This window comes from Bifidobacterium sp. WK012_4_13 (genome assembly GCF_041080835.1).
Classification (GTDB): Bacteria; Actinomycetota; Actinomycetes; order Actinomycetales; family Bifidobacteriaceae; genus Bombiscardovia; species Bombiscardovia fermentum.
The window spans coordinates 949,910-970,216 of the sequence record NZ_CP129683.1 but is presented as its reverse complement, the minus strand read 5'-3'; the positions used below and the strand labels follow the sequence as shown (position 1 = coordinate 970,216).

General features: G+C 56.6%; 16 protein-coding genes and 3 tRNA genes. 15 read left to right on the top strand and 4 right to left on the bottom strand.

What is annotated here, in order from left to right; genetic code table 11:
• Nucleotides 1–93 precede the first annotated feature (93 nt).
• The 3 genes from QN062_RS03840 to QN062_RS03830 form a co-directional block, all read right to left on the bottom strand.
• Nucleotides 94–858, bottom strand: coding sequence for an SAF domain-containing protein (locus QN062_RS03840; RefSeq protein ID WP_369342274.1), 765 nt, complete (start codon nucleotides 856–858; stop codon nucleotides 94–96).
• Between the two features lie 248 nt (nucleotides 859–1,106).
• Nucleotides 1,107–1,310: an FmdB family zinc ribbon protein gene (locus QN062_RS03835; RefSeq protein ID WP_369342273.1), complete on the bottom strand. Its 204-nt coding sequence runs from the start codon at nucleotides 1,308–1,310 to the stop codon at nucleotides 1,107–1,109.
• 98 nt (nucleotides 1,311–1,408) lie between these two features.
• Nucleotides 1,409–2,029 (bottom strand): 5-formyltetrahydrofolate cyclo-ligase, encoded by a 621-nt coding sequence (locus QN062_RS03830; RefSeq protein WP_369342272.1) that lies wholly within the window; start codon nucleotides 2,027–2,029, stop codon nucleotides 1,409–1,411.
• 67 nt (nucleotides 2,030–2,096) lie between these two features.
• On the opposite strand from QN062_RS03830, the gene QN062_RS03825 reads away from it, so the two are divergent.
• The 5 genes from QN062_RS03825 to QN062_RS03805 all read left to right on the top strand — a co-directional run bounded on the left by QN062_RS03825 (nucleotide 2,097) and on the right by QN062_RS03805 (nucleotide 10,165).
• The gene (locus QN062_RS03825) at nucleotides 2,097–2,786 is read left to right on the top strand and encodes a GNAT family N-acetyltransferase (RefSeq protein WP_369342271.1); all 690 of its coding nucleotides are present in this window, start codon (nucleotides 2,097–2,099) and stop codon (nucleotides 2,784–2,786) included.
• Nucleotides 2,787–2,932: 146 nt separating this feature from the next.
• Nucleotides 2,933–4,357, top strand: a complete 1,425-nt coding sequence (locus QN062_RS03820; protein ID WP_369342270.1) for a hypothetical protein — start codon at nucleotides 2,933–2,935, stop codon at nucleotides 4,355–4,357.
• A 180-nt stretch (nucleotides 4,358–4,537) separates the two neighbouring features.
• Nucleotides 4,538–4,831: a co-chaperone GroES gene (gene groES, locus QN062_RS03815; RefSeq protein ID WP_369342269.1), complete on the top strand. Its 294-nt coding sequence runs from the start codon at nucleotides 4,538–4,540 to the stop codon at nucleotides 4,829–4,831.
• Between the two features lie 94 nt (nucleotides 4,832–4,925).
• Nucleotides 4,926–5,942, top strand: coding sequence for an AAA family ATPase (locus tag QN062_RS03810; RefSeq protein WP_369342268.1), 1,017 nt, complete (start codon nucleotides 4,926–4,928; stop codon nucleotides 5,940–5,942).
• Nucleotides 5,939–10,165, top strand: coding sequence for a transglutaminaseTgpA domain-containing protein (locus QN062_RS03805; RefSeq protein ID WP_369342267.1), 4,227 nt, complete (start codon nucleotides 5,939–5,941; stop codon nucleotides 10,163–10,165). The genes QN062_RS03810 and QN062_RS03805 overlap by 4 nt, the downstream gene beginning before the upstream one ends.
• Before the next feature lie 54 nt (nucleotides 10,166–10,219).
• Here the strand turns inward: QN062_RS03805 and QN062_RS03800 are convergent, their stop codons facing one another.
• A complete protein-coding gene (locus tag QN062_RS03800; RefSeq protein ID WP_369342266.1) occupies nucleotides 10,220–11,440 on the bottom strand; it encodes a PLP-dependent aspartate aminotransferase family protein in 1,221 nt (406 codons plus the stop codon).
• Nucleotides 11,441–11,675: 235 nt separating this feature from the next.
• On the opposite strand from QN062_RS03800, the gene QN062_RS03795 reads away from it, so the two are divergent.
• The 10 genes from QN062_RS03795 to QN062_RS03750 all read left to right on the top strand — a co-directional run bounded on the left by QN062_RS03795 (nucleotide 11,676) and on the right by QN062_RS03750 (nucleotide 20,079).
• A complete protein-coding gene (locus QN062_RS03795; RefSeq protein WP_369342265.1) occupies nucleotides 11,676–12,758 on the top strand; it encodes a histidinol-phosphate transaminase in 1,083 nt (360 codons plus the stop codon).
• A 326-nt stretch (nucleotides 12,759–13,084) separates the two neighbouring features.
• A complete protein-coding gene (gene nrdI / locus QN062_RS03790) occupies nucleotides 13,085–13,675 on the top strand; it encodes a class Ib ribonucleoside-diphosphate reductase assembly flavoprotein NrdI (RefSeq protein WP_369342264.1) in 591 nt (196 codons plus the stop codon).
• A gap of 56 nt (nucleotides 13,676–13,731) precedes the next feature.
• Nucleotides 13,732–15,918, top strand: a complete 2,187-nt coding sequence (nrdE, locus tag QN062_RS03785) for a class 1b ribonucleoside-diphosphate reductase subunit alpha (protein WP_369342263.1) — start codon at nucleotides 13,732–13,734, stop codon at nucleotides 15,916–15,918.
• A 48-nt stretch (nucleotides 15,919–15,966) separates the two neighbouring features.
• Nucleotides 15,967–16,959 (top strand): class 1b ribonucleoside-diphosphate reductase subunit beta, encoded by a 993-nt coding sequence (gene nrdF, locus QN062_RS03780; protein WP_369342262.1) that lies wholly within the window; start codon nucleotides 15,967–15,969, stop codon nucleotides 16,957–16,959.
• Between the two features lie 165 nt (nucleotides 16,960–17,124).
• A tRNA-Tyr gene (locus tag QN062_RS03775) sits at nucleotides 17,125–17,206 on the top strand.
• A gap of 1 nt (nucleotide 17,207) precedes the next feature.
• Nucleotides 17,208–17,282, top strand: a tRNA-Thr gene (locus QN062_RS03770).
• 1 nt (nucleotide 17,283) lies between these two features.
• Nucleotides 17,284–17,357 (top strand) — tRNA-Met (locus QN062_RS03765).
• A gap of 45 nt (nucleotides 17,358–17,402) precedes the next feature.
• Nucleotides 17,403–17,570: a 50S ribosomal protein L33 gene (rpmG, locus tag QN062_RS03760; RefSeq protein WP_369342261.1), complete on the top strand. Its 168-nt coding sequence runs from the start codon at nucleotides 17,403–17,405 to the stop codon at nucleotides 17,568–17,570.
• A 236-nt stretch (nucleotides 17,571–17,806) separates the two neighbouring features.
• Nucleotides 17,807–19,012 carry an FAD-binding protein gene (locus tag QN062_RS03755; RefSeq protein ID WP_369342260.1) on the top strand — a complete coding sequence of 402 codons (1,206 nt, stop codon included), beginning with the start codon at nucleotides 17,807–17,809 and terminating at the stop codon, nucleotides 19,010–19,012.
• A 206-nt stretch (nucleotides 19,013–19,218) separates the two neighbouring features.
• Nucleotides 19,219–20,079 (top strand): hypothetical protein, encoded by an 861-nt coding sequence (locus tag QN062_RS03750; protein ID WP_369342259.1) that lies wholly within the window; start codon nucleotides 19,219–19,221, stop codon nucleotides 20,077–20,079.
• Nucleotides 20,080–20,307: the final 228 nt, after the last annotated feature.

The following is a 20,307-nucleotide window of genomic DNA, read 5'->3' as shown; positions in this document are numbered from 1 at the left end:
CCCGTTCTCTGAAAGTGATGACATTCCTGCTCCTTAACTAATCTCTTCGAAGTTCGGCCTTATCCGGCCTCTCGCTCCGCATCCGAGTCTACATCAGTCGCTTACTGCAAGGATAGGAGCCTGCTCCTGCTGGCGAAGAATTGCCATTGCTTCCTCAGGAGATACACAAAATATTACAGCCGTCTCTTCCTCGCGATTCGATGTTATTGAGTTAAGCAAGGTTTCATTTGATTTCTCTGCAATCTGAAGCACCTGAGCTTCGTCGGCCAATACGCAGAGTGGCTCTAAAACCGAGTTAGACTCGTCATTTGATGAGGATTCGTCCAGCCCATTCAGATCGTTGCCTTCATGCTGTGCATCCTCGGTTGTAGACCGGCTTGAACATGTGCCTGAGGACACAAGCCTTACCGAATCGCCGGTGGCGATCTGAGCGGGGACGCTGGCGAGTCTGATCTGAATCGAGGTGCGTCCGGACGCGATGCCAGGTGAATCCTTAATCGAACCGTCAACGAGTGGCTGCCCCGTCTTCAATTCCGTCTGCGACTGTCTGCCTTCCGCCGCCCCGATGCTGAGAATGAAGTGAGGCGTCATCGCAGAGTCCGGGACCTTCACGATACCGAGATCCTCTGCACGAAGAGTCGCCCCACGTGCGACGTTGCGTGCCGCGACGACGACCTGAATCTGACGTTGCAAGCCTTGGACGATTGACTGGCAGACCGCGAACACGGTCAGCCCTGAAAGCAGGACTATCAGAAGATGTCTGAGATGAGCCTGCAGACGCCTTCGCTGGAGCGAATCGTATGAAGAGCGAGATTGCCATCGGGAGCCATATGAATGTGAGCGGAATAAATCGAACATGCCATCATTGTGGACACTGGTATGGCACTGCGCACGCTTTTTCCGAGAATGTGGTCGAATGTGGCCGTGCATTGTCGAAACATATGCGCGTAGCAATGATTCAACAAGAATGGACCGGCAGCAATGATCCAGCGCCTGTCATGCGCCTTTCACAGGGGACCGCCGCCTCACGGCATGGAGTCGGCGCGATCTCGGATTCCGTCCCCTGTCGCCTTGGAAACGGCGAGCGGACCGAGATCGCACGCAGATCACTTGGAGGAAGATCCTGAATGCGACGAGGAATCGGTCCGATAGAAGCCATGGCCCTTGAATTCGATGGGCACTGCCGAGAAGATCTTTCTAACCTGAGCCTCACCGCAACGAGGGCAGACGGTGATCGGATCGTCGTTGAACGACTGCTGCTCCGTGAAATCGTATTGACAGTTCCTGCAACGGTAATGATAGGTAGGCAAGGTCTTCCTCCACTGATTCTCATGACATCGACGACTAGGCACCAATAATAGACGACTGCATCCGGACGCATGATCCCTTCCGAATGCTCCAGACCGTATTATTGCACTGCGTACGGTCTTGCGTCTTGAAGCTTGTCTATCGGCGTGAAGGACCTGGGAGTGAGAACGCCATCGACCCTGACATCGAATGATGAATGGGGGACAGGCCTGTCCGAAAATTCCCAGGGCCAGCAAATCGCGATGATTCGGGATTCCTGATTGCGGTATCGCAGAGCCTTGTCATACCAGCCAGCTCCGCGTCCCAGACGATTGCCAAGCCGGTCGACGGCAAGGGCGGCAACGAAGATGGTGGATGCCTGTGCGAGGGCATCCGCAGGGAGTGTCCTATCGGTGGGTTCCGCCGGGCGATGCCCGCCCATGTCCACCAGACCTGCGGCACCTGAGTAACGGCTCCATCCCATATCAAGTCCGCTGCCCAACCGAGGCACGAGTATCTGCGCGTGGATGTCAAGGAAGTGGTCGAGCAGCGCAGAGGTGGGAACCTCGCTGCCCATCGAGACAAAGCAGGCGATTGTCGCATTGGCCTGCACGATCCCCGCATCGATGGCTGCGTCGGCAAGTCGCTTGCCGGACGCATCACGAATTTCCTGGGAAGTCCCATGGCGTCGATGCAGCACCGCCCTGCGTAGCTTCGCCTTCTGATCTGATATGCCATCCATGACACACAGTATGACTCGCTTATGCGTGATATGCCAGTTTCCCGCCCACAAGTGCGATAATGGCGGCATGTCCGTTTTCCAATCATTAAGGGATGCATTCAGGCCGCATTTCGACAACAGCCATTTCCGCACCCCGATTGAAATCGATGCTCCCGAAGGCATGCCTGCAATTCGACTTCGTCCGGTCCGAGAGGAGGATGATGTCGAATGGAACACCCTGCGAAGCAGGAATCGCGAGTGGCTTGAGCCATGGGAGTCTGGAGACCCCATGCACGGAAGCGGGATATCGTTCCTGCAGTGGGTTCGCCGAGAGCGGGAACTTGCAGAGTCAGGTTCGGAAATAGTGTTCATGGTGGAATACGAAGGCAGGATCGTCGGTCAGATATCTCTTGGAGCAATCTGCTACGGCTCGATGCGGACCGGGACCGTGGGATACTGGATGGACCGCGGCCATGCAGGTCTTGGATTCGCACCTCTCGCGCTTGCGATGCTTGCAGACTGGGCCTTCGCTGCTGTCGACGGTCCCCGTCTGCACCGTCTCGAAATCGATATTCTTCCTTCCAACCAACGTTCGAAACGTATCGTGGAGAAACTGGGCATTCCCAGAGAGGGACTGCATAGGGAATACATGTATATCAACGGCAGGTGGAGGGACCATGATTCATATGCGCTCCTTTCGACCGACGTGGAGACGACAGTCACCGAAAGGCTTGGACGGTCGGTCTTCGATGATCGAAAAGTGAGTCGCGCTCGCTAAATTTGTCCGACACGCCATGGCGTTTATTACATAAACACCATTCTTACTCTATCGTAGGCGTTATGAACTATGAATCACTAAGCAGTCTCGTGCTCTTAGTGATTGCTGCGCTTCTCATTTGCGGTTGGTTGCCGGGGAAGACCATAATGGGGATGAGACGTGCATCGGAGCATCGCGAAGACAGATACTCCTCATCGTTGCATGTGGTGACGCAGGATGATGCCGCGCGCGTCGGTGATGCCAGGTCGCATGCTGGCGACATGCAAAGAGTGAAAGGTTCGTTCATGGACTCTGATAGGACGCAAAGAAATGCTGCGCACAAACAAGAGCATATTGAACGGATTCGCCAGATGAGGCGTGCGGCGATTCGAAGGCGCCAGCTCATTGTCGCCACGCTCGCCGTCATTGCCATCGTTCTTGTCGCCATATCCGCGACAAAGCTTATTTCCTTCTGGTACTGCCTGATTCCCGTTGCATTGCTTGCAGTCGTGTTGGCGCTGGGAGCCCGCGCTTCGAGTGCCGCGCGCGAATGGGAACGGCGCATCGCCGCCGCGGACCGTGGCGGACAGGATGCCGCCGGCAGACGTCCGGTCAACAGGGGTGCATCCGACGGACGGGCTCGGATGCAGGCTGAGCGACAGCCGGAGGTCGGCTCCTCCAAGAATCCGACCGTTCAGTCGACCCGTGCACCACAGTCGGTTCAGACATCAGGATCTGCCCATCCATCAAGGTCGGCACAGCGTCAGATCCGCAAGAATCAGCAGCCACATAGTTCGCTGCGGCAATCCGAGGCTGCCCCTGCGACGGCAACCGATGTTTTGAATAAGGCCGAGATTCAGCGCATTCTTCAACTTGCAAGGCAGGAGCAGCGGCATGCGGCGAAATCGAATGCAGCGAAATCGAATGCAGAAAAGGCTCCGCTTGATTCAGGGCGCAACCGCACGGAAGGCACTGGCGAAGCCGAAGCATCGGTGATCGTCGCTGACGCATCCCCGACCGAACGGGCTTCCGCGGACGTGGAGAAGACCGCCGGGAAGACCGCGCGGTCCATGGCTCCACAGGAAGCCCGCAACGCTGCTCCACAGCAGGCTAAGGCCACATCGGGCAAGGCGGCCTTGCCAAACGTTGACATGCCAAAGCTTGAACAGAACTCACAGCAGCAGGCAGCCTCTCAGGATCTGATATCCTTCTCGCTGGGAACGGTTCGCAAATCGCCCGAGCAGGATGGAGATGGGCCCGAGAGCCTTGAGATAAAGTCCAGCAGGCAGGTATCCGTCGCCATTCCTAGGCCCAAGGTCGAGGATGAGACCAGTGAAATCTCCGTCGCAGGGGTGGTCGGCAAGGCTGAACTGCAGTCAGCGCTGGCGGACAGTGCGATCGATGCGCAGGGCGAGGATGCCGTTGCTGAGGATTCCTCAGATACGGCCAATGGGTCTTCCGAGGAGTCGGGCAGCGATTCCCATGCGTTCCACGATGCCGAGATTCACGCAAGTGTGGAGCCTCCGGCACAGAGCTCGGAATCGCTCAGTATCGGCCTGGATGCCATTCTTTCCCGGCGTGGCAGCAAGTGACGCTGCCGTTTCGCTCACAGCGGTTTTTCATTTTGACTTAGCACTCGAGTTGGCAGAGTGCTAATTTCGCGCTACGATGTCGTGTAGCGCGAATGACTCGTGTGGAGTGTCCCGTCAGCCGCTCGACATTGTCATGGCGCGAACATTATCGATTCTCTTATAAGAAAGAGGAGGTCCACAGTGTCGATCTCACTCACACCGTTGGAAGACAAAATTGTCATCAAGCAGGCAGCGGCTGAAACAACAACAGCCTCTGGTCTTGTGATTCCAGATACCGCCAAGGAAAAGCCTCAGCAGGGCGAAGTCCTTGCTGTCGGACCAGGTCGCCTGGACGACAAAGGCGAGCGCATTCCTGTTGACGTGAAGACCGGAGACAGGGTTCTTTACTCAAAGTATGGCGGCACCGAAGTCCACTATGACGGTGAGGATTTGCTCATCGTTTCGGCGCATGACATCTTGGCTATCCTGAAGTAACGCCATAGCTGATGGTTCACCCCGTAGGGCATAGAGATATGCTCTGCGGGGTTTTTACGTACAATGGGATGTGTCCAGCTGGCTTGGGGGAGATATGGTCGATCGGAATGCCTCGAACGAGATAGTCGATGCGCTTGACGCCGTGCTGAATTGCCCGCGCGACGTCATTGAACTGGCCGTGATGACGGTTGCGGCCGGCGGCCATCTGCTTCTCGAAGACATTCCAGGGGTTGGAAAGACGACGCTGGCCAGGGCGATGGCCAAGGTCATGGCAGGAACCGTGCATCGCGTTCAATTTACTCCTGACATGCTGCCGAGCGATCTCACGGGTGTGAGCATCTACGACCGACGTTCTGAGAATTTCGTATTTCGCCCCGGGCCCCTGTTCGCGAACATCGTGATTGCCGATGAGGTCAACCGCGCCAACCCCAAGACCCAATCAGCCATGCTTGAGGCGATGGCCGAAAGACAGGTCAGCGCAGACGGGGAGACCCATGTGCTCCCCGATCCGTTCTTTGTGGTCGCAACGCAGAATCCCATCGAGCTGGAAGGCACCTTTCCGCTGCCAGAGGCTCAGCTGGATAGATTCATGACTTGCACAAGCATCGGGTATCCGCAGGAGCAGGCGGAGGTCAGGACCATTGCAGGGACCGGGCAGGACGATCCTCTCGAATCATTGCGGCAGATATGCAGTCTCGACGACATGGTCAGGCTGCGTGGGCAGGCTTCACAGGTGCATGTCAGCGAGGACGTCGCTCGCTACATCGTCGCGATAGTCAATGCGACGCGCGTCGACGGCGAGATTCGCTTCGGGGCTTCGCCTCGGGCAGCCCTGGCGCTTGCTGCCATGGCGCGCGCCCATGCGCTCATGCGCAATCGGGACTTCGTCATTGCCGACGACGTTCGGACACTTGTAGTTCCGGTGCTCGCACACCGCCTGGTTCTGGTGAATGCGCATGGGGACGGTGGAGACGAACGCCGCAGGGACATTCTTGACGAGGTCGTGAACGACATTCCGGTTCCTCGCATCACAGAAAGATTGCATGCGATGTCGGCATCGGATGGTTCCACGAAGCTTCGCACTGCCGAAACCAGCGATGCGTTGACATGATGAACGTCATTCGCTCGGCTTGCCGTTCCTGGCGCTCCAAGGTGATTCATCGCTGGCATGCGCATGGCAGCGTCAGGCCGACGGCAGGCGGAGCGCTCGTGGCGGCTGTCGCCGCTGCACTCACTTTCTTCGGACTCATGCTTGACGACAGGTCATTGATGGCTTCGTCGGTTGCCGCGTGGCTGATAGTCATTGCATCCCTTGCCTTGGTAGGCATGCAGAGGAAGCTGCTGACATCGTCATGCATCCGTGATCCTGCGGCTGCGATGCCGGATGTAGATGGCGTTTCCCGGATGATTGTCCTGAATGTCTCATCGAGGATGCGTCGATTGGTGCTGCCGCGCGCCGTGATGGCTGGAAGTCAGTGGGAGAGCCTCGACCAGCATGGTGCCACGGTTGAACGCATCGTAGGTCCGATACCGCCGATTCGTGGGCTCTATCGACTGAATTCCTCGGTGGTCGTCTGGCTTGACCCATTCGGAATCTGGAGGATGCGGGCCATCCTCAGGGATGTGCACGATGAATTTCTGGTACTGCCTGATGTGCGCACTCGGAGCATGCAGCGGACGAGGGTGCTGAGCGGATTTGCATCAGGGAATTCGCAGGCAGAGTCCTTCAACGGCGTCCGGGCATATATGCAAGGCGATTCCCCACGCACGATCGCCTGGAAATACACGGCCCATCGTGGCGAATTGATGACTCGCGAATCCAGCAGGGAAATTCCCGCCACGGTGCTTGTGCTGCTTGATATGGGCGACGATCATCTTGAATCATGCATCGTTCAGGCTTTGATGCTCTGCAATCGCAGCATGCCATCCGATGCCCGCATAGGTGTCTCTGACGGGCGGATCATCGCTGAGGCGGGTGAGGCAGCCAACCGTTTCCTGGCTTCTCTGCAGGCTGCAGGATTGGGCGACGCGAACGCTTCGGGCCGTGGAACAGATGACATCGTTGCACATGGCGTGACTGATTCCGTGCGAAGGTTCCATGGCGATGAAGACCCTGGGCAGGGGGAGCCCCCGATATTCGATGAATCGAATCCCGCTCTCCGTGATTTCAACCGCTTGATCGTGCTGACATCCTCTTCTGAAAGGAGCCGGTTGGAGACAGGACTGCGACGTTCCGTTTTTTCCGACCGTTACGAAGTCATTCATGTGCAGCCAGACGACAAGGTCGAGCATGATCCGCAATTGCGCCTGATCCATGCAGGAGGGGGTGGAAAAGATGCGGGTGGTGGGCCCCGCCGCAGCGATGCCGCGAAGATCGACAGCGAAGTCGCGGCATCGGGGCGCAGATCCTCTCTTCGTGCCGAACCGTTCATGGGTGTCGTCGCGCATCGGCATGATGCTTTGAATTCTGGACGGCGCAATGGAACTTTCAGCGCCAGCCCGCAGGAACCTTCGCGAGATCTCTCCCATGACGAATCCCCAGCCGCTGCATTGCCCAGGTCGGGAGAGTCTGGAGATCGTCAAGTTTCGAATGGCGGTCGTTCGATGCGTGCCTTGCGTGGGCAGGCCAGAAGCTCGGCCCTCAATGCACGAATCGTCCAGCTCATGACGGTACTTGCCCTGTGGTGTGTATTCCTGGCGACTCTGCAGTCTGTCACCGCCGTCATCGAAGCCCAGGGAGCCTGGAGATGGTATGTCGCAGCAGCTTTCTCCGTCCTGTCGATCGAGATCGCTATCGCGCCGAGCAGCCTTTCGAGGTCGTTGCTGAGGACAGGCGTTGACTGTGCGCTCTTTCTCGTCTCCGGAGTGCTGGTCGCCGATATGCGCATCTATCAGGCCCATGGTGTCTGGCTCTTCGAGCAGGCACAGACCGTGACCGAGACCGCGGCTGATGGGGTGCGTCACAGCGTGGAGATGCCTTCCGGCCTTTCGACTGCCTGGACTGCGCTCGCAGACGGCTTCAACGGCATGTATGAGCAATATCCTCCGGTGCGCGTCGACGCTGACGCCGATGCGCTGATAATCATGATCGCGACCCTGACGCTGATGCTGCTGCGATGCCTGATGACGCAGGTCCAGGCATCGCCGCTGTTGGCTGTGTTCCCCATCGTTGCAATGAGCTTCAGCTATCTTGTCGTAGGGGCAAGTCCTCAATGGTGGGTTCTTTTCGCAGTGCTTCTTTCGGGACTGACCCTGCTGTGGACGACAAAACGTCCCATCGTTCCACCGCCAGGAAAGCAAACGCAGCATCATCGTGCCTCGCGTCCCTCTGAATGGCTGGGCGCTGGTGGAATCGATGTGTTCGCACCAGTCCCAACGGCAGTATGTGCATGCATGGCTGCCATCGCCATCATGACCACGCCTCTGTCTCTCGCGCTGGCACAGCGTGTTTCCATCGGATACGGTGATGCTCCGGGGTTGTTCTCGAGCCAGACGATCAGCCCACTCATCGACCTCAAGAGAAATCTCCAAGGTGGTTCCGCTGCCACCGTCTTCACCTACACTTCCGACCGCGCCCTCTACATGCGCATGTCTACCTTGGGCAATTTCAACGGAGACACATGGTCGTTCAACCTCAACGCTTCCGGCAACGATGACTACGGTTCGAGTGGTCAGACTGCGGCTGGTGGGGGCATCTACGGCTCGCAGCGAGACGCTTCCTCCTCTCCCTTCTCCACCTCGTCAGACAGACTCACGCTGCTCGCCCGCATGGCATCGCTGAGCGTGTTCGGCGGTGATTATCTGGAAGACGATCTGCAGAGCAGCTCGATTGACATCAAATCCCTTTCGTCCAGTTTTCTGCCTGTTCCTGGAATTGGGTTGAGGTTCACGGGTGCCGCCGATTCCTCGTCTTGGCTGACCAGATATGACGGCTCGTTGTTCACCAATGATTCAGGCTCCAAGGATGGCACTCGTTATGGCGTAAGCAGTGTGTACCTTCGACCGATTCAGAAGACGTCCGATTTTTTCGAGATCGGTGACGTTCAGGAAGAGATGAAGCAGGTTCTGGCAGAGCTGACCCAGGATGTGAACGAGATGGGTGAGGGGTCGAACGGTGGCGGTGGTGATTCCTCGCAGAGCTCCAGCGCTTCATCGACTCTGAATCTGTTCCGTTCGCGTCTGAGGACGCTGTCTGCAGATGACACCGGTGAGGGCAGGCGTCTGCGCCAATATTATGGGTCCCTGCCCGAGTCTCTCCCGAAGGATGCACAGGCTGTGGTGGACAGGGCACGCAGCCAGGGGGTATCCACCGACGGCGCGAACGCCGAGCAGGAGATAGAAGCAATGCGATATCTTGTGGGCTATTTCAATACCAGTGGCTTCACCTACTCCTTGGACGCCCCTGACGGCAATGGCCGGGGCAACATGCAGATCATCGGCGATTTCCTGAAGACGAAGTCCGGATACTGCATTCACTATGCATCCGCTCTGGCCGTGCTTGGTCGCGCAATGGGACTTTCCACACGCATGGTCTTGGGATACAACGCAGGAACGGAGAAGCGTGGGACCCATACGGTCACTGCGGATCAGCTGCACGCCTGGGTGGAAACATACATCGATGGCATCGGCTGGGTTCCCTTCGATGTCACACCGGCGTCTGATGCTTCCTCGGCGGCTGAGGAGACGACACCTGCCGAGGCTTCGAGTTCCTCGTCCTCGACATCCTCTGTCGCTGCCACTCCCACGGCATCGTCGACGTCGTCGGCACAGTCGGCAAGCCCCTCTGAATCGTCATCGGGTGTCCGGGACGACGGCAGGAATGCGGGCAAGCGGAGCGATGCAGGAATTTCTTCTCGGGCATGGCTGATTTCCACGCTCGTTCTGGCGGCTGTGATTGCTGCCATAGGCCCTTCCACCCTTCGCCATCTGCAACGGCGGAGACGATTCAGAAGCATTCAGACCCATCCGCTGCCAGATACGCCGGCCACTGCGATGGTCATGTGGCAGGAGCTTGTGGCGACTGCGATCGATGCCGGTCTGCGATGGACAGCGCAAGCCACCGACCTTGACATCGCCGAGACAGTGGCCGATGCGGTCTCGAGACAGGACGATGGCGCCGCAGCCGACATACGCGAGCTTTATGGTCTGGCAGCTGCTGCAGCGTATGGCGGGAAGACACCCGATGGCACTCCTCCGACGCTGAACGATCTTGATCTTCGAAAGATGATTCAGGCCGTGCTCGAGGTGAGGAAGCGTGAGACGGGTCTGCTCGCCAGATGCAGGATTGCGGCAGGATGGATCTTTCCGAGGTCGCTTCTGCATCCACGAGGCTGATGGGGTTGCAGTGTGTGGCTTGCTATGACCTGTGGACCCGTGCGGTCCACAGGATTAGATGACCGACAATGCCTGGTCAAGGTCACGAATCAGATCGTCGGCGTCTTCGAGTCCGACTGCAAATCTGACAAAGCCGTGGTGAAACTCCTTGGGGTACAGGAATTGGCGCTCGTCATCCTCCCCGAGAAAGACGATCAGGCTTTCGTCGTGTCCAAGCGAAACCGCTGAGGTCACGATGTTGAGCGCTGCGATGAACCGGTTGTATCCGTCGTGGTCGGTATGCAGTCCGAAGCTCATGACACCGGAATATCCGGAATCAGCATGTGCCAGTTGGCTGCGGGCAATCTCATGGCCCGGATGTGACGTGAGTCCCGGGTATGCCACGAAGCTCACCTTCGGGTGTCTGCAAAGATGATTGGCTATGCGCAGCCCTGACGCATTGTGCTGTCTCATCCTGAGAGGCAGCGTCACCGAACCTCGGTTGATCAGCCATGCATTGAAGGGGCTGATGACTCCTCCGTAGTTGACCTGGGCAGTGAAGCGTATCTCGTCGGTGAGCTTCTTGCTCGTTGCGATCGAGCCGCCGAGTGCGTCCCCGTGGCCGTTGATGTATTTGGTGAGGCTCTCGATTGCGATATCCGCACCGAGGCGTATCGGCTGGACGTTGTATGGGGTGTTGAAGGTGTTGTCGACGCTTATCAGAATGTCTGGGTTCGCTTCATGCCCGATTCGTGAGATTCTTGCGATATCGCTAACCTTCAACGTCGGATTCGCTGGCGTCTCGATATGGATGAGTCTGGTGTTGGGACGAATGGCGCGCTTGACCTTGTCTGCGTCCGATGTGTCCACGATGCTGGTCTCGATGCCGTATTTATTGGGCAGGATCTCGTTGAGCAGACGGTATGCGGCAATATAGGTGGTATCCGAGAAGATGGCATGATCCCCACGTGAAAGGACCGTCGTGAAGGTTGCCGAAAGTGCGGCGACCCCTGATGCAAGGACCACCGCATCCTCCGCATCCTCGAGATTGGCGATCTTGCGTTCCAGATAGCGCTGGTTCGGATGCCCGTTGCGCGCATACAGGTTGAGATCCGAGCTTGACCAGTTCAGCGTGGAGGCGTCATAGGGAAGCTCATATGCATTCGCAAGGGTGATGGGTCTTCGAATCGCTCCGGTTTCCGCGTCTGTTCCATTGCCCAGATGGATCGCACGCGTTGAGAACCCCAACGGCTGCTCATCGAATGATATGCCCTCATGTATCAAATCTGATGTCATGATTCATCAATAGCACGTAATCGCCGGTGGCGCACCGTGCTCATTATGGCGACGACGATTGCAAAGCCGGGCATCTTCTACCATGTATAAGAAAAAACTTATACGAATTCTGAAGGATGCGAGCGAAATTCGATGGCTGCAGGAGTCAGCGCCCTGCGAATCCTCGCATAATCCGCTCATGCATGTGCGCCGCCATTCAGGCGTTGTATGTCAGGCCACGGCATAGGATAGGGCTATGGCTTTCAAACATCGCACGGATATCGATCTTCTTCCTTCTTACAAGCAGGGGAAGCCGGCTCCGAAATCCAATCGCCACACATATAAGATATCGAGCAATGAGAATCCTTTTGAACCCCTTGCGAGTGTGAAGGCCGCGATCGTCGATGACGCGCTCAGCCACATCAACAGATATCCTGACATGCGCGGCTGGGGGGTCGTTGAGCGACTTGCCAAGGAGACGGGCGTGGCACCCGAGAACATTTGCCTTGGATGCGGTTCGACCGAGGTCATCACCCAGTTGGTGCAATTGCTCGCAGGGACGGGAGATGAGGTCGTCTATCCTTGGAGAAGCTTTGAGGCATATCCGATCATAGTCGCCACCGCAGGCGCAAGGAGCGTCCAGGTTCCGCTTACATCCGACGGCCATCACGATATCGAGGCAATGATTGCCGCGATAACCGAAAGAACCCGGCTGATCATCGTGAACAACCCGAATAATCCAACTGCCGTGCCGGTCAGCGATGCCGATGCCCGCACATTGCTGGATGCGGTTCCCGACGACGTCATCGTGCTCTTCGATGAGGCGTATTTCCAATTCAATACCGATCCCAACACGGCCGTTGCCATGGAACTGTTCCAGGAGTATCCCAATGTAGTCGTCGCGCAGACCTTCTCGAAGGCATATGGCTTGGCGGGGCTGCGCATCGGATATGCAGTGGCCCCCGAGGATGTGATTGACGGCATGCGCAAGGTTGCCTTGCCTTTCGGGGTCTCTCGCGTCGCTCAGACAGCGGCGCTGGCCAGCCTGGATGCCTATGACGAGCTCAACGACCGCGTCCAGGTCATCATTTCCGAACGTGAGCGCGTTCTCAGGGCGTTGCGTTCTCAGGGCTGGACCATTCCCGATGCCGAGGCGAACTTCTTCTGGATTCAATTTGGTGAGAAGACCGAAGAAGCGGAGCAATACTTCATCAAGGCTGGTCTTTCGACTCGAGTCTTCGCCGGTGAAGGAATCCGCTTCACCGTGGGCGAGGCTGCCGCCAATGATCTGGTCATCCAGACATGCTCTAAGTTGAAGACCGTGGGGCTTTTGGTCTGACAAGAGCCAAGAAAGTTCGAGATTCCGAGTTTTGCGGCAATTCTCAGGTATAGCGACTGATTTTCGTTGAAATGATCTCTAGAACTAGCGGGAATGCAGCAGTTATACCTGAGAATTGCCGCAAAACTCGGAATCTCGCGAACAAAGCAGTTCGTAGAGGGCGAATCAAGTCAAATTACACCAATGTGATATTAACCACACGAAACACTATATCTAGTGTTAGCATTTATGGTGATACCTAGATATAGTAGTTTTTCGCAATGGTTTGAGATAAGAGAGTCTGCGGATGCCGTCATGTGAGTCGCACCCGTCGATGAGGGGGATTCATGGGTGCAACACTTGAGAAAACGGCCAATGCAATGAGCGACATCAATCATGGAGATGAGGGCGTGCAGGCCTGCGGAACAGAGCGGCAAGACGAGACAGCCGGAGTCGATTCGGTTGCAATCAGCACGCCGGACATTCCTGCGGAAGGTGAAGTCAGGGGAGCTGTGGTGTTTTTCTCGTCGGCTTCGGAGAATACCGCACGATTCATCAGGAACTGCCATCTTGAGCATGAAGGCATCAACGTCTATCGGATCCCTCTGCACCGTCGAGGCGGTTCGCTGAACATTCGTGAGCCATACATTCTCGTCGTGCCGACCTATGGCGGCGGAAGCCCGGATAAGGCAGTTCCGACGCAGGTCAGGCTCTTCCTGAACGACCGTGCAAACCGCAATGGAATTCGTGGAGTGATAGCATCCGGCAACACTAACTTTGGCGAGGCCTTCTGCATGGCGGGCGATCTCGTGTCCAAGAAGTGCAAGGTGCCGTTCCTCTACTATTTCGAGCTCATGGGAACGAAGGAAGACGAGGAAAAGGTACGCAAGGGAGTTCCTGAATTCTTCGCGAACATCAAGAAACAACAACAAGCTTAGGTTCGAACAACTTAGATACAGCAACACACGAACACACACACTGCGAAGGGAAATCAATGGCAGCTCAGGAAGACACCGCGCTCGAAATGGACCAGACAAGCGATGAAGGCTACGATTCGGCGCATGACTATCACTCACTGAACGCGATGCTGAATCTCTATGACAGCAACGGAAAGATTCAGTTCGACAAGGACAGGCAGGCAGCACGCGAATTCGTTACCTCGCATGTTGCGGACAACACAAGACAGTTCGACTCAACGCATGAGCGTCTGAGCTATCTGCTCAACAATCAGTACTACGACAAGCGCGTATTCGACGAATACACACCGGAATTCCTCGACAGCATCTATGCCCATGCCGAGTCTCTGGGATTTGAGTTCGAGACATTCCTCGGTGCCTTCAAGTTCTATTCCTCATATGCATTGAAGTCTTTCGATGGCAAGCAATACCTTGAGGACTTCCCTGAGCGCTGCGTTGCAGTGGCTCTTGAACTGGCATCGGGAGATGAGGATCTGGCCATCAAATACGCGGAAGAGATCATTCGCGGTCGCTTCCAGCCCGCAACCCCGACATTCCTGAATCTGGGCAAGGCTCAGCGTGGAGAGCCGGTCAGCTGCTTCCTGGTTCGCATCGAAGACAATATGGAATCCATTTCGCGTGGCATCAACGCGGCGCTCCAGCTGTCGAAGCGTGGCGGCGGCGTGGCACTCCTGCTCAGCAATCTGCGTGAGCTCGGCGCACCGATCAAGCATATCGAAAACCAGTCCAGCGGCGTCATTCCAGTCATGAAGCTGCTTGAGGACTCCTTCTCGTATGCCAACCAGCTCGGCGCTCGGCAGGGAGCCGGTGCAGTCTATCTGTCGGCACATCACCCTGACATCCTTCGATTCCTCGACACCAAGCGAGAGAACGCGGACGAGAAGATCCGCATCAAGTCGCTCTCGCTTGGCGTGGTGATCCCCGACATCACCTTTGAACTTGCCAAGCAGCGCAAGCCCATGGCACTGTTCAGCCCATACGATGTGCAGCGCGTGTATGGCAAGCCGCTTTCCGACATTTCCATCACCGAAAACTACGACAAGATGGTTGCCGACGACCGCATCTCCAAGAAATACATCGATGCCCGTGAATTCTTCATGACCATAGCCGAGATTCAGTTCGAGTCCGGCTACCCATACATAGTCTTCGAAGACACCGTGAACCGTGCCAACCCGATCGACGGCCGCATCACGATGAGCAACCTCTGCTCCGAGATTTTGCAGGTGCAGGAACCAAACGAGTTCAACGAGGACCTGACCTTCAAGCATGTCGGCCGCGACATTTCGTGCAACCTGGGCTCGCTCAACATCGCGAAGGCCATCGACGGCGGTCTTGCCGACACGGTGGAGACATCGATTCGTGCATTGACGTCGGTGGCGGAACACACGCATATCGATGCGGTTCCATCGATCCGTCGTGCCAACGACGAAGGCCATGCCATCGGTCTCGGCGAGATGAACCTCCACGGCTTCCTCGCTCGCGAGGGCATGCATTATGGTTCGCCGGAGGCGCTTGACTTCACCGACATGTATTTCATGACCGTCGCATACCATGCCTATCGGGCGTCACACCGCATCGCTGTCGAACGCGGTACGGCATTCGCGCGTTTCGAGAAGTCGGCGTATGCAAAGCCGGCCGGACAAGGCAACTACTTCGACAAATACACCGACGGTCGCCGTTCGCTTGAACCGCAGACCCAGTTCGTGCGCGATCTCTTCGCCAAGTTCAAGATCGAGATTCCAACGGTCGATGACTGGAAGGAACTGCAGGCCGCCATCTTGAAGGACGGCATCTACAACCAGAATCTTCAGGCAGTGCCACCCACCGGTTCGATCAGCTATATCAACCACTCCACGAGCTCGATTCACCCCATCGCGTCGAAGATCGAGATTCGCAAGGAAGGCAAGATCGGACGTGTATATTACCCGGCACCATACATGACCAACGACAACCTGCAATACTATGACGATGCCTACGAAATCGGTTGGAAGGCCATCGTCGACACGTATGCCGTGGCAACGCAGCATGTCGACCAGGGACTGTCCCTGACTCTCTTCTTCCCTGACACCGCAACGACCCGTGACATCAACAAGGCGCAGATCTATGCATGGCGCAAGGGAATCAAGACGCTCTATTACATCCGCATTCGTCAGCAGGCCCTTGAAGGAACGGAAGTCGAGGGCTGCGTCAGCTGCCAGCTCTGAGCGCATTCAGACGTATCTTGCATAAGGATTAATTGAAAGGAACAACACATGGTACCTATTTCCGTACCGAGACAGCCACTGAAACTGATTGATCGCGTCTCGGCAATCAATTGGAATCGTCTTGAGGACGACAAGGATCTGGAGGTATGGGATCGTCTGACCGGTAACTTCTGGCTTCCGGAAAAGGTCCCGATCAGCAACGACATCCCCAGCTGGCAGAAGCTCACTGACGCCGAGCGCACGCTGACGATGCATGTGTTTACCGGCCTGACCTTGCTTGATACGATTCAGGGCACCGTTGGCGCGGTCTCGCTGATTCCTGATGCGCTCACGCCCCATGAAGAGGCGGTCTACACCAACATTTCGTTCATGGAATCGGTGCACGCGAAGTCGTATTCCTCGATTTTCTCGACGCTTGCCTCGACTCCTGAGATCGACGACGCATTCAGCTGGAGTGAGGAGAACGAATACCTGCAGAAGAAGGCGCAGATCGTCCTCGACTATTATGAGGGCGACAGTCCTCTGAAGCGCAAGGTCGCCTCGACGCTGCTTGAGTCCTTCCTGTTCTATTCCGGCTTCTATCTGCCGATGTATTTCTCAAGCCATGCGAAGCTGACGAACACGGCTGACGTGATTCGCCTGATCATCCGTGACGAGGCCGTGCATGGCTACTACATCGGTTACAAGTATCAGAAGGGCCTTGAGAAGGTCTCGGATTCGGAGCGTCAGGATTTGAGCGATTACACCTATGAGCTGCTGAACGACCTCTATGACAACGAGGTCGATTACACTCGCAGTCTCTACGAAAGCGTCGGATTGGTCGAGGACGTCGAGAAGTTCCTGCGCTACAACGGCAACAAGGCTCTCATGAACCTCGGATACCCGGCCCTGTTCTCATCTGACTCCACCAATGTCAACCCTGCGATCATCGCCTCCCTGAGTCCCAACGCCGACGAAAACCACGACTTCTTCTCGGGTTCAGGCTCAAGCTATGTCATGGGCAAGGCAGTCGAGACCGATGACGACGACTGGGACTTCTGAGCAGGCGTCTCATTCGTGCCTGAGTGGGCGCATATCATCGGATCGATGGGTCTCATGAGATCGGGTTGTGAAACGGAAGGCAATTAAGTGCGACACGGCGACTCTGTGACTTGCATGTTTTCAGAAAGCGTGGCAAGATAACAAAGTTGCCGTTTTCGGTGACATGGCGGATTTCCCAAGCGGTCAAAGGGAGCTGACTGTAAATCAGCCGCGTAATGCTTCAGTGGTTCGAATCCACTATCCGCCACGCCTCGATAGCTCAGTGGTAGAGCACTTCCTTGGTAAGGAAGAGGTCGTGAGTCCGATTCTCACTCGAGGCTCCATGGCGGGGTAGCTCAGCTGGCTAGAGCGTACGACTCATAATCGTAAGGTCGAGAGTTCGAGTCTCTCCCTCGCTACAATCACTGGTAACATCCAGTGGGAAAGACTAATAGAGGTGAACTATGGCAAAGGCCGCAGATATTCGTCCAGGCATTACGCTGGCGTGCACCGAGTGCAAGGAACGTAACTACATCACGACGAAGAATCGTCGCAACACTCCGGATCGTCTCGAACTGAAAAAATTCTGCCCACGTTGTGGAAAGCAGACCATTCACCGCGAGACCCGCTGAATTCTTCACGTGTGTTTTGCAAGGCCCGACCGTAAGGTCGGGCCTTCCTTTTTCTGGCTCGGTTAATTCGAGCCCTGTCATTGGAGTTCGCAGGCCTGTGAACGATGCACCCATCACTTCGTCGCCAAGGCTTTGCTGGCGGACTGGAGGCAGGCCGTGCCAATTCAGAGAGTGCGCGATGACTTCAATGAACGATTCAACCGAAGAACTGGTTCGGGTGAGATAGGCTGATGTCCATGAATGCATTACCAACTTTCGCAGACCTGACCACGATCGGAGTGGGAGGAGAGATCTCACGCTTCATCGAACCGACGACGAGAGTCGGATTCATCGAAGCGATCGAAGATGCTGACCATGATGGCATGCCCCTCTGCGTTCTCGGGGGAGGATCGAATATGTTGGCCGGTGACGAGGCCTTCGCAGGCGTGGTCATCAGGGATGCGAGACGGGATATTGTGGTTCCCGATGAGGCCGCTCCGGCAGAGGGATCTGACACGACCGTCCATCTCACTGCCAGCGCCGGAAGCAACTGGGATGATTTCGTTGAATTCGCGATTTCGCTCGGGTTGGAAGGCGTGGAGGGGCTGTCTGGCATACCTGGGACCGTTGGGGCCTCGGTAGTTCAGAACATTGGTGCCTATGGGCAGGAAGTCGCGACAAGCGTCGACTCGGTCGAGGTCTGGGACCGCGAAGACAAGGTCGTCCGCTTCATGGACAGAAGCCACATGGAATTCGGCTACCGCACTTCCGCGCTGAAACGTTCAATGCTCACGAAGCGTGGTGCGAGGTTCTTCCCGACTCCACGGTTCGTCGTGCTTTCCGTCACCTTCGCCCTCAGGCACCGCGCCATGGGCGAGATCTCATATGCGCAGCTCGCCAGGGCGCTGGACTCCAACATCGGTGATCTCATGGACACGGAGCTCATTCGCGATGCCGTGCTGAGAGTTCGGGCTGCCAAGGGCATGCTCGAGGATCCTGCTCGCTACGACAATGCATGGATGTCCGGCACCAGACGGGACGAGAGCGTCGCGCAGGCTCGCAAGGCGGTCCAGGAGATGACGGGCATCGAGGCGAAGGTCACCGACAGACATAGTTGCGGCAGCTTTTTCGTCAATCCCCAGATGCACGTTGACGATGCGAGATCCCTTCCAGACGATGCGCCACGATTCGAGGTGACTCTTCCTGACGGACAGCTAGGCATGAAGACTTCGGCCGCCTGGCTTATCGATCATGCAGGGTTCCATAGGGGATACAGCGTCGGCAGGTCAAGCCGTGCGGCCTTGTCCTCAGTCCACACGCTGGCGCTCACCAATCTTGGAGGAGCCACGGCACAGGAAGTCTGGGGTCTCGCGAATGCAATTCAGAGAGGCGTCCTAGACACCTTTGGCATCACGCTCGTTCCGGAACCGGTCGTGCTCGGAATGAAGCGCTGCCAGGAATGAAGCGCTGCCAGGAATGGCATCTGCTTCAAGGTGCAGCCAAGGAGCGATTCCTCGCGCAGCGACCCACAAGACGGTAGGATTCAGCTTTCTTTCAGCTTTTTTCCTGAAGACATTGCGCAACACATATGTTCATACGCAGTATCGCTACAGCCTTTCACACGATTCAGGTCCTTGAATGGAGTCAGTCGCAAAGAAAGGCCACCATCATGAGTGACGTCAACAACACAAATCCCGAAGTGAACCAGCCAGCTTCGAAGCCACAGCAGCGCCCGGCGCATCCAATCGGCGAGTATCCCGTCAGCCCCGAGCAGATGCGCAGCAATGGGTATGTCCCCTCTGAGCCCATCAATCCAGATAATGCGGATGGACTTGGCAGTCCCAGCAATTCCTTGGGTGCGAACCAGGCCGATGCCCGTAATGCGGAGTATGCGAATGCTCCGCAAGGTGCATCTGGTCAGATGCCGAACGGCTATGTCAGATCGAATGCCTCGTATGGCTCAAATCAGGCTTACGGTTCGAATCCTGTGAATTCATCCATGCGTCCCAATCCTGTCAGCCAAAACCGCGCTCCGATGCCGAATCGGACAGGAATCCCTCGCAGCGCCTATCCAAACGGAGCACCGCAGGGGAATAACTTCAATCCCCAGCGAAATGCAAATCCGGTGGATTGGAACAGAGGTCACGCGGATGGCCGCAGCCAGGTTCCCATGCGTGCGCAGAAGAAGACCTTCGTGCAGCGTTTTGGAATCAAGGGCAGCGTAGTAGGTCTGGTTGCCGGCATGTCGCTGCTATGCGGTCTTCTTGGGGGCCTTGGTGGAGGGTTGATCGTGTATGCCTCGACTTCAGGGTCATCGAGCTCGACCACGACCGGATATCCTGGAACGGGCTACGGCCAGGTCGGAGGAGGAATGAACGGAATGTCCGGTTCTGGTTCTGGTTCTGATTCCGGTTCGGGTTCCAGCTCAGGCTCGGGTTCTTCAGATTCGGGTTCCAGCTCAGGTTCCGACTCATCAGGATCAGGTTCGACTTCCTCTTCTTCATCGGAAAGCGCCAACATCACGTCATGACCGATGCCAGTGAAACGCCGAGTGTGGATTTCTGACCACACAGGCATGTCTGGCGACCGACGGTCGCCGATGTGCGGGCGGCACGAAGGTTGACGCAAGGTCGGCCACATTCCCCATCGTGCACGGCAAAACATGAGAAGGCTTGCACGAAGCACGAATCGGCATATACTTTTGATTCCACAGGGCCGTGCAATGCAGTCCTCGCAACGATGGCGTATATGGGGATCA

Excerpts from the sequence above, each read along its gene's own strand:
- QN062_RS03840 (WP_369342274.1), bottom strand. The coding sequence starts at position 858 with ATGTTCGATTTATTCCGCTCACATTCATATGGCTCCCGATGGCAATCT.
- QN062_RS03830 (WP_369342272.1), bottom strand. The coding sequence starts at position 2,029 with ATGGATGGCATATCAGATCAGAAGGCGAAGCTACGCAGGGCGGTGCTG.
- QN062_RS03825 (WP_369342271.1), top strand. The coding sequence starts at position 2,097 with ATGTCCGTTTTCCAATCATTAAGGGATGCATTCAGGCCGCATTTCGAC.
- QN062_RS03820 (WP_369342270.1), top strand. The coding sequence starts at position 2,933 with ATGGGGATGAGACGTGCATCGGAGCATCGCGAAGACAGATACTCCTCA.
- QN062_RS03810 (WP_369342268.1), top strand. The coding sequence starts at position 4,926 with ATGGTCGATCGGAATGCCTCGAACGAGATAGTCGATGCGCTTGACGCC.
- QN062_RS03805 (WP_369342267.1), top strand. The coding sequence starts at position 5,939 with ATGATGAACGTCATTCGCTCGGCTTGCCGTTCCTGGCGCTCCAAGGTG.
- QN062_RS03800 (WP_369342266.1), bottom strand. The coding sequence starts at position 11,440 with ATGACATCAGATTTGATACATGAGGGCATATCATTCGATGAGCAGCCG.
- QN062_RS03795 (WP_369342265.1), top strand. The coding sequence starts at position 11,676 with ATGGCTTTCAAACATCGCACGGATATCGATCTTCTTCCTTCTTACAAG.
- nrdI (WP_369342264.1), top strand. The coding sequence starts at position 13,085 with ATGGGTGCAACACTTGAGAAAACGGCCAATGCAATGAGCGACATCAAT.
- nrdE (WP_369342263.1), top strand. The coding sequence starts at position 13,732 with ATGGCAGCTCAGGAAGACACCGCGCTCGAAATGGACCAGACAAGCGAT.
- nrdF (WP_369342262.1), top strand. The coding sequence starts at position 15,967 with ATGGTACCTATTTCCGTACCGAGACAGCCACTGAAACTGATTGATCGC.
- rpmG (WP_369342261.1), top strand. The coding sequence starts at position 17,403 with ATGGCAAAGGCCGCAGATATTCGTCCAGGCATTACGCTGGCGTGCACC.
- QN062_RS03755 (WP_369342260.1), top strand. The coding sequence starts at position 17,807 with ATGAATGCATTACCAACTTTCGCAGACCTGACCACGATCGGAGTGGGA.
- QN062_RS03750 (WP_369342259.1), top strand. The coding sequence starts at position 19,219 with ATGAGTGACGTCAACAACACAAATCCCGAAGTGAACCAGCCAGCTTCG.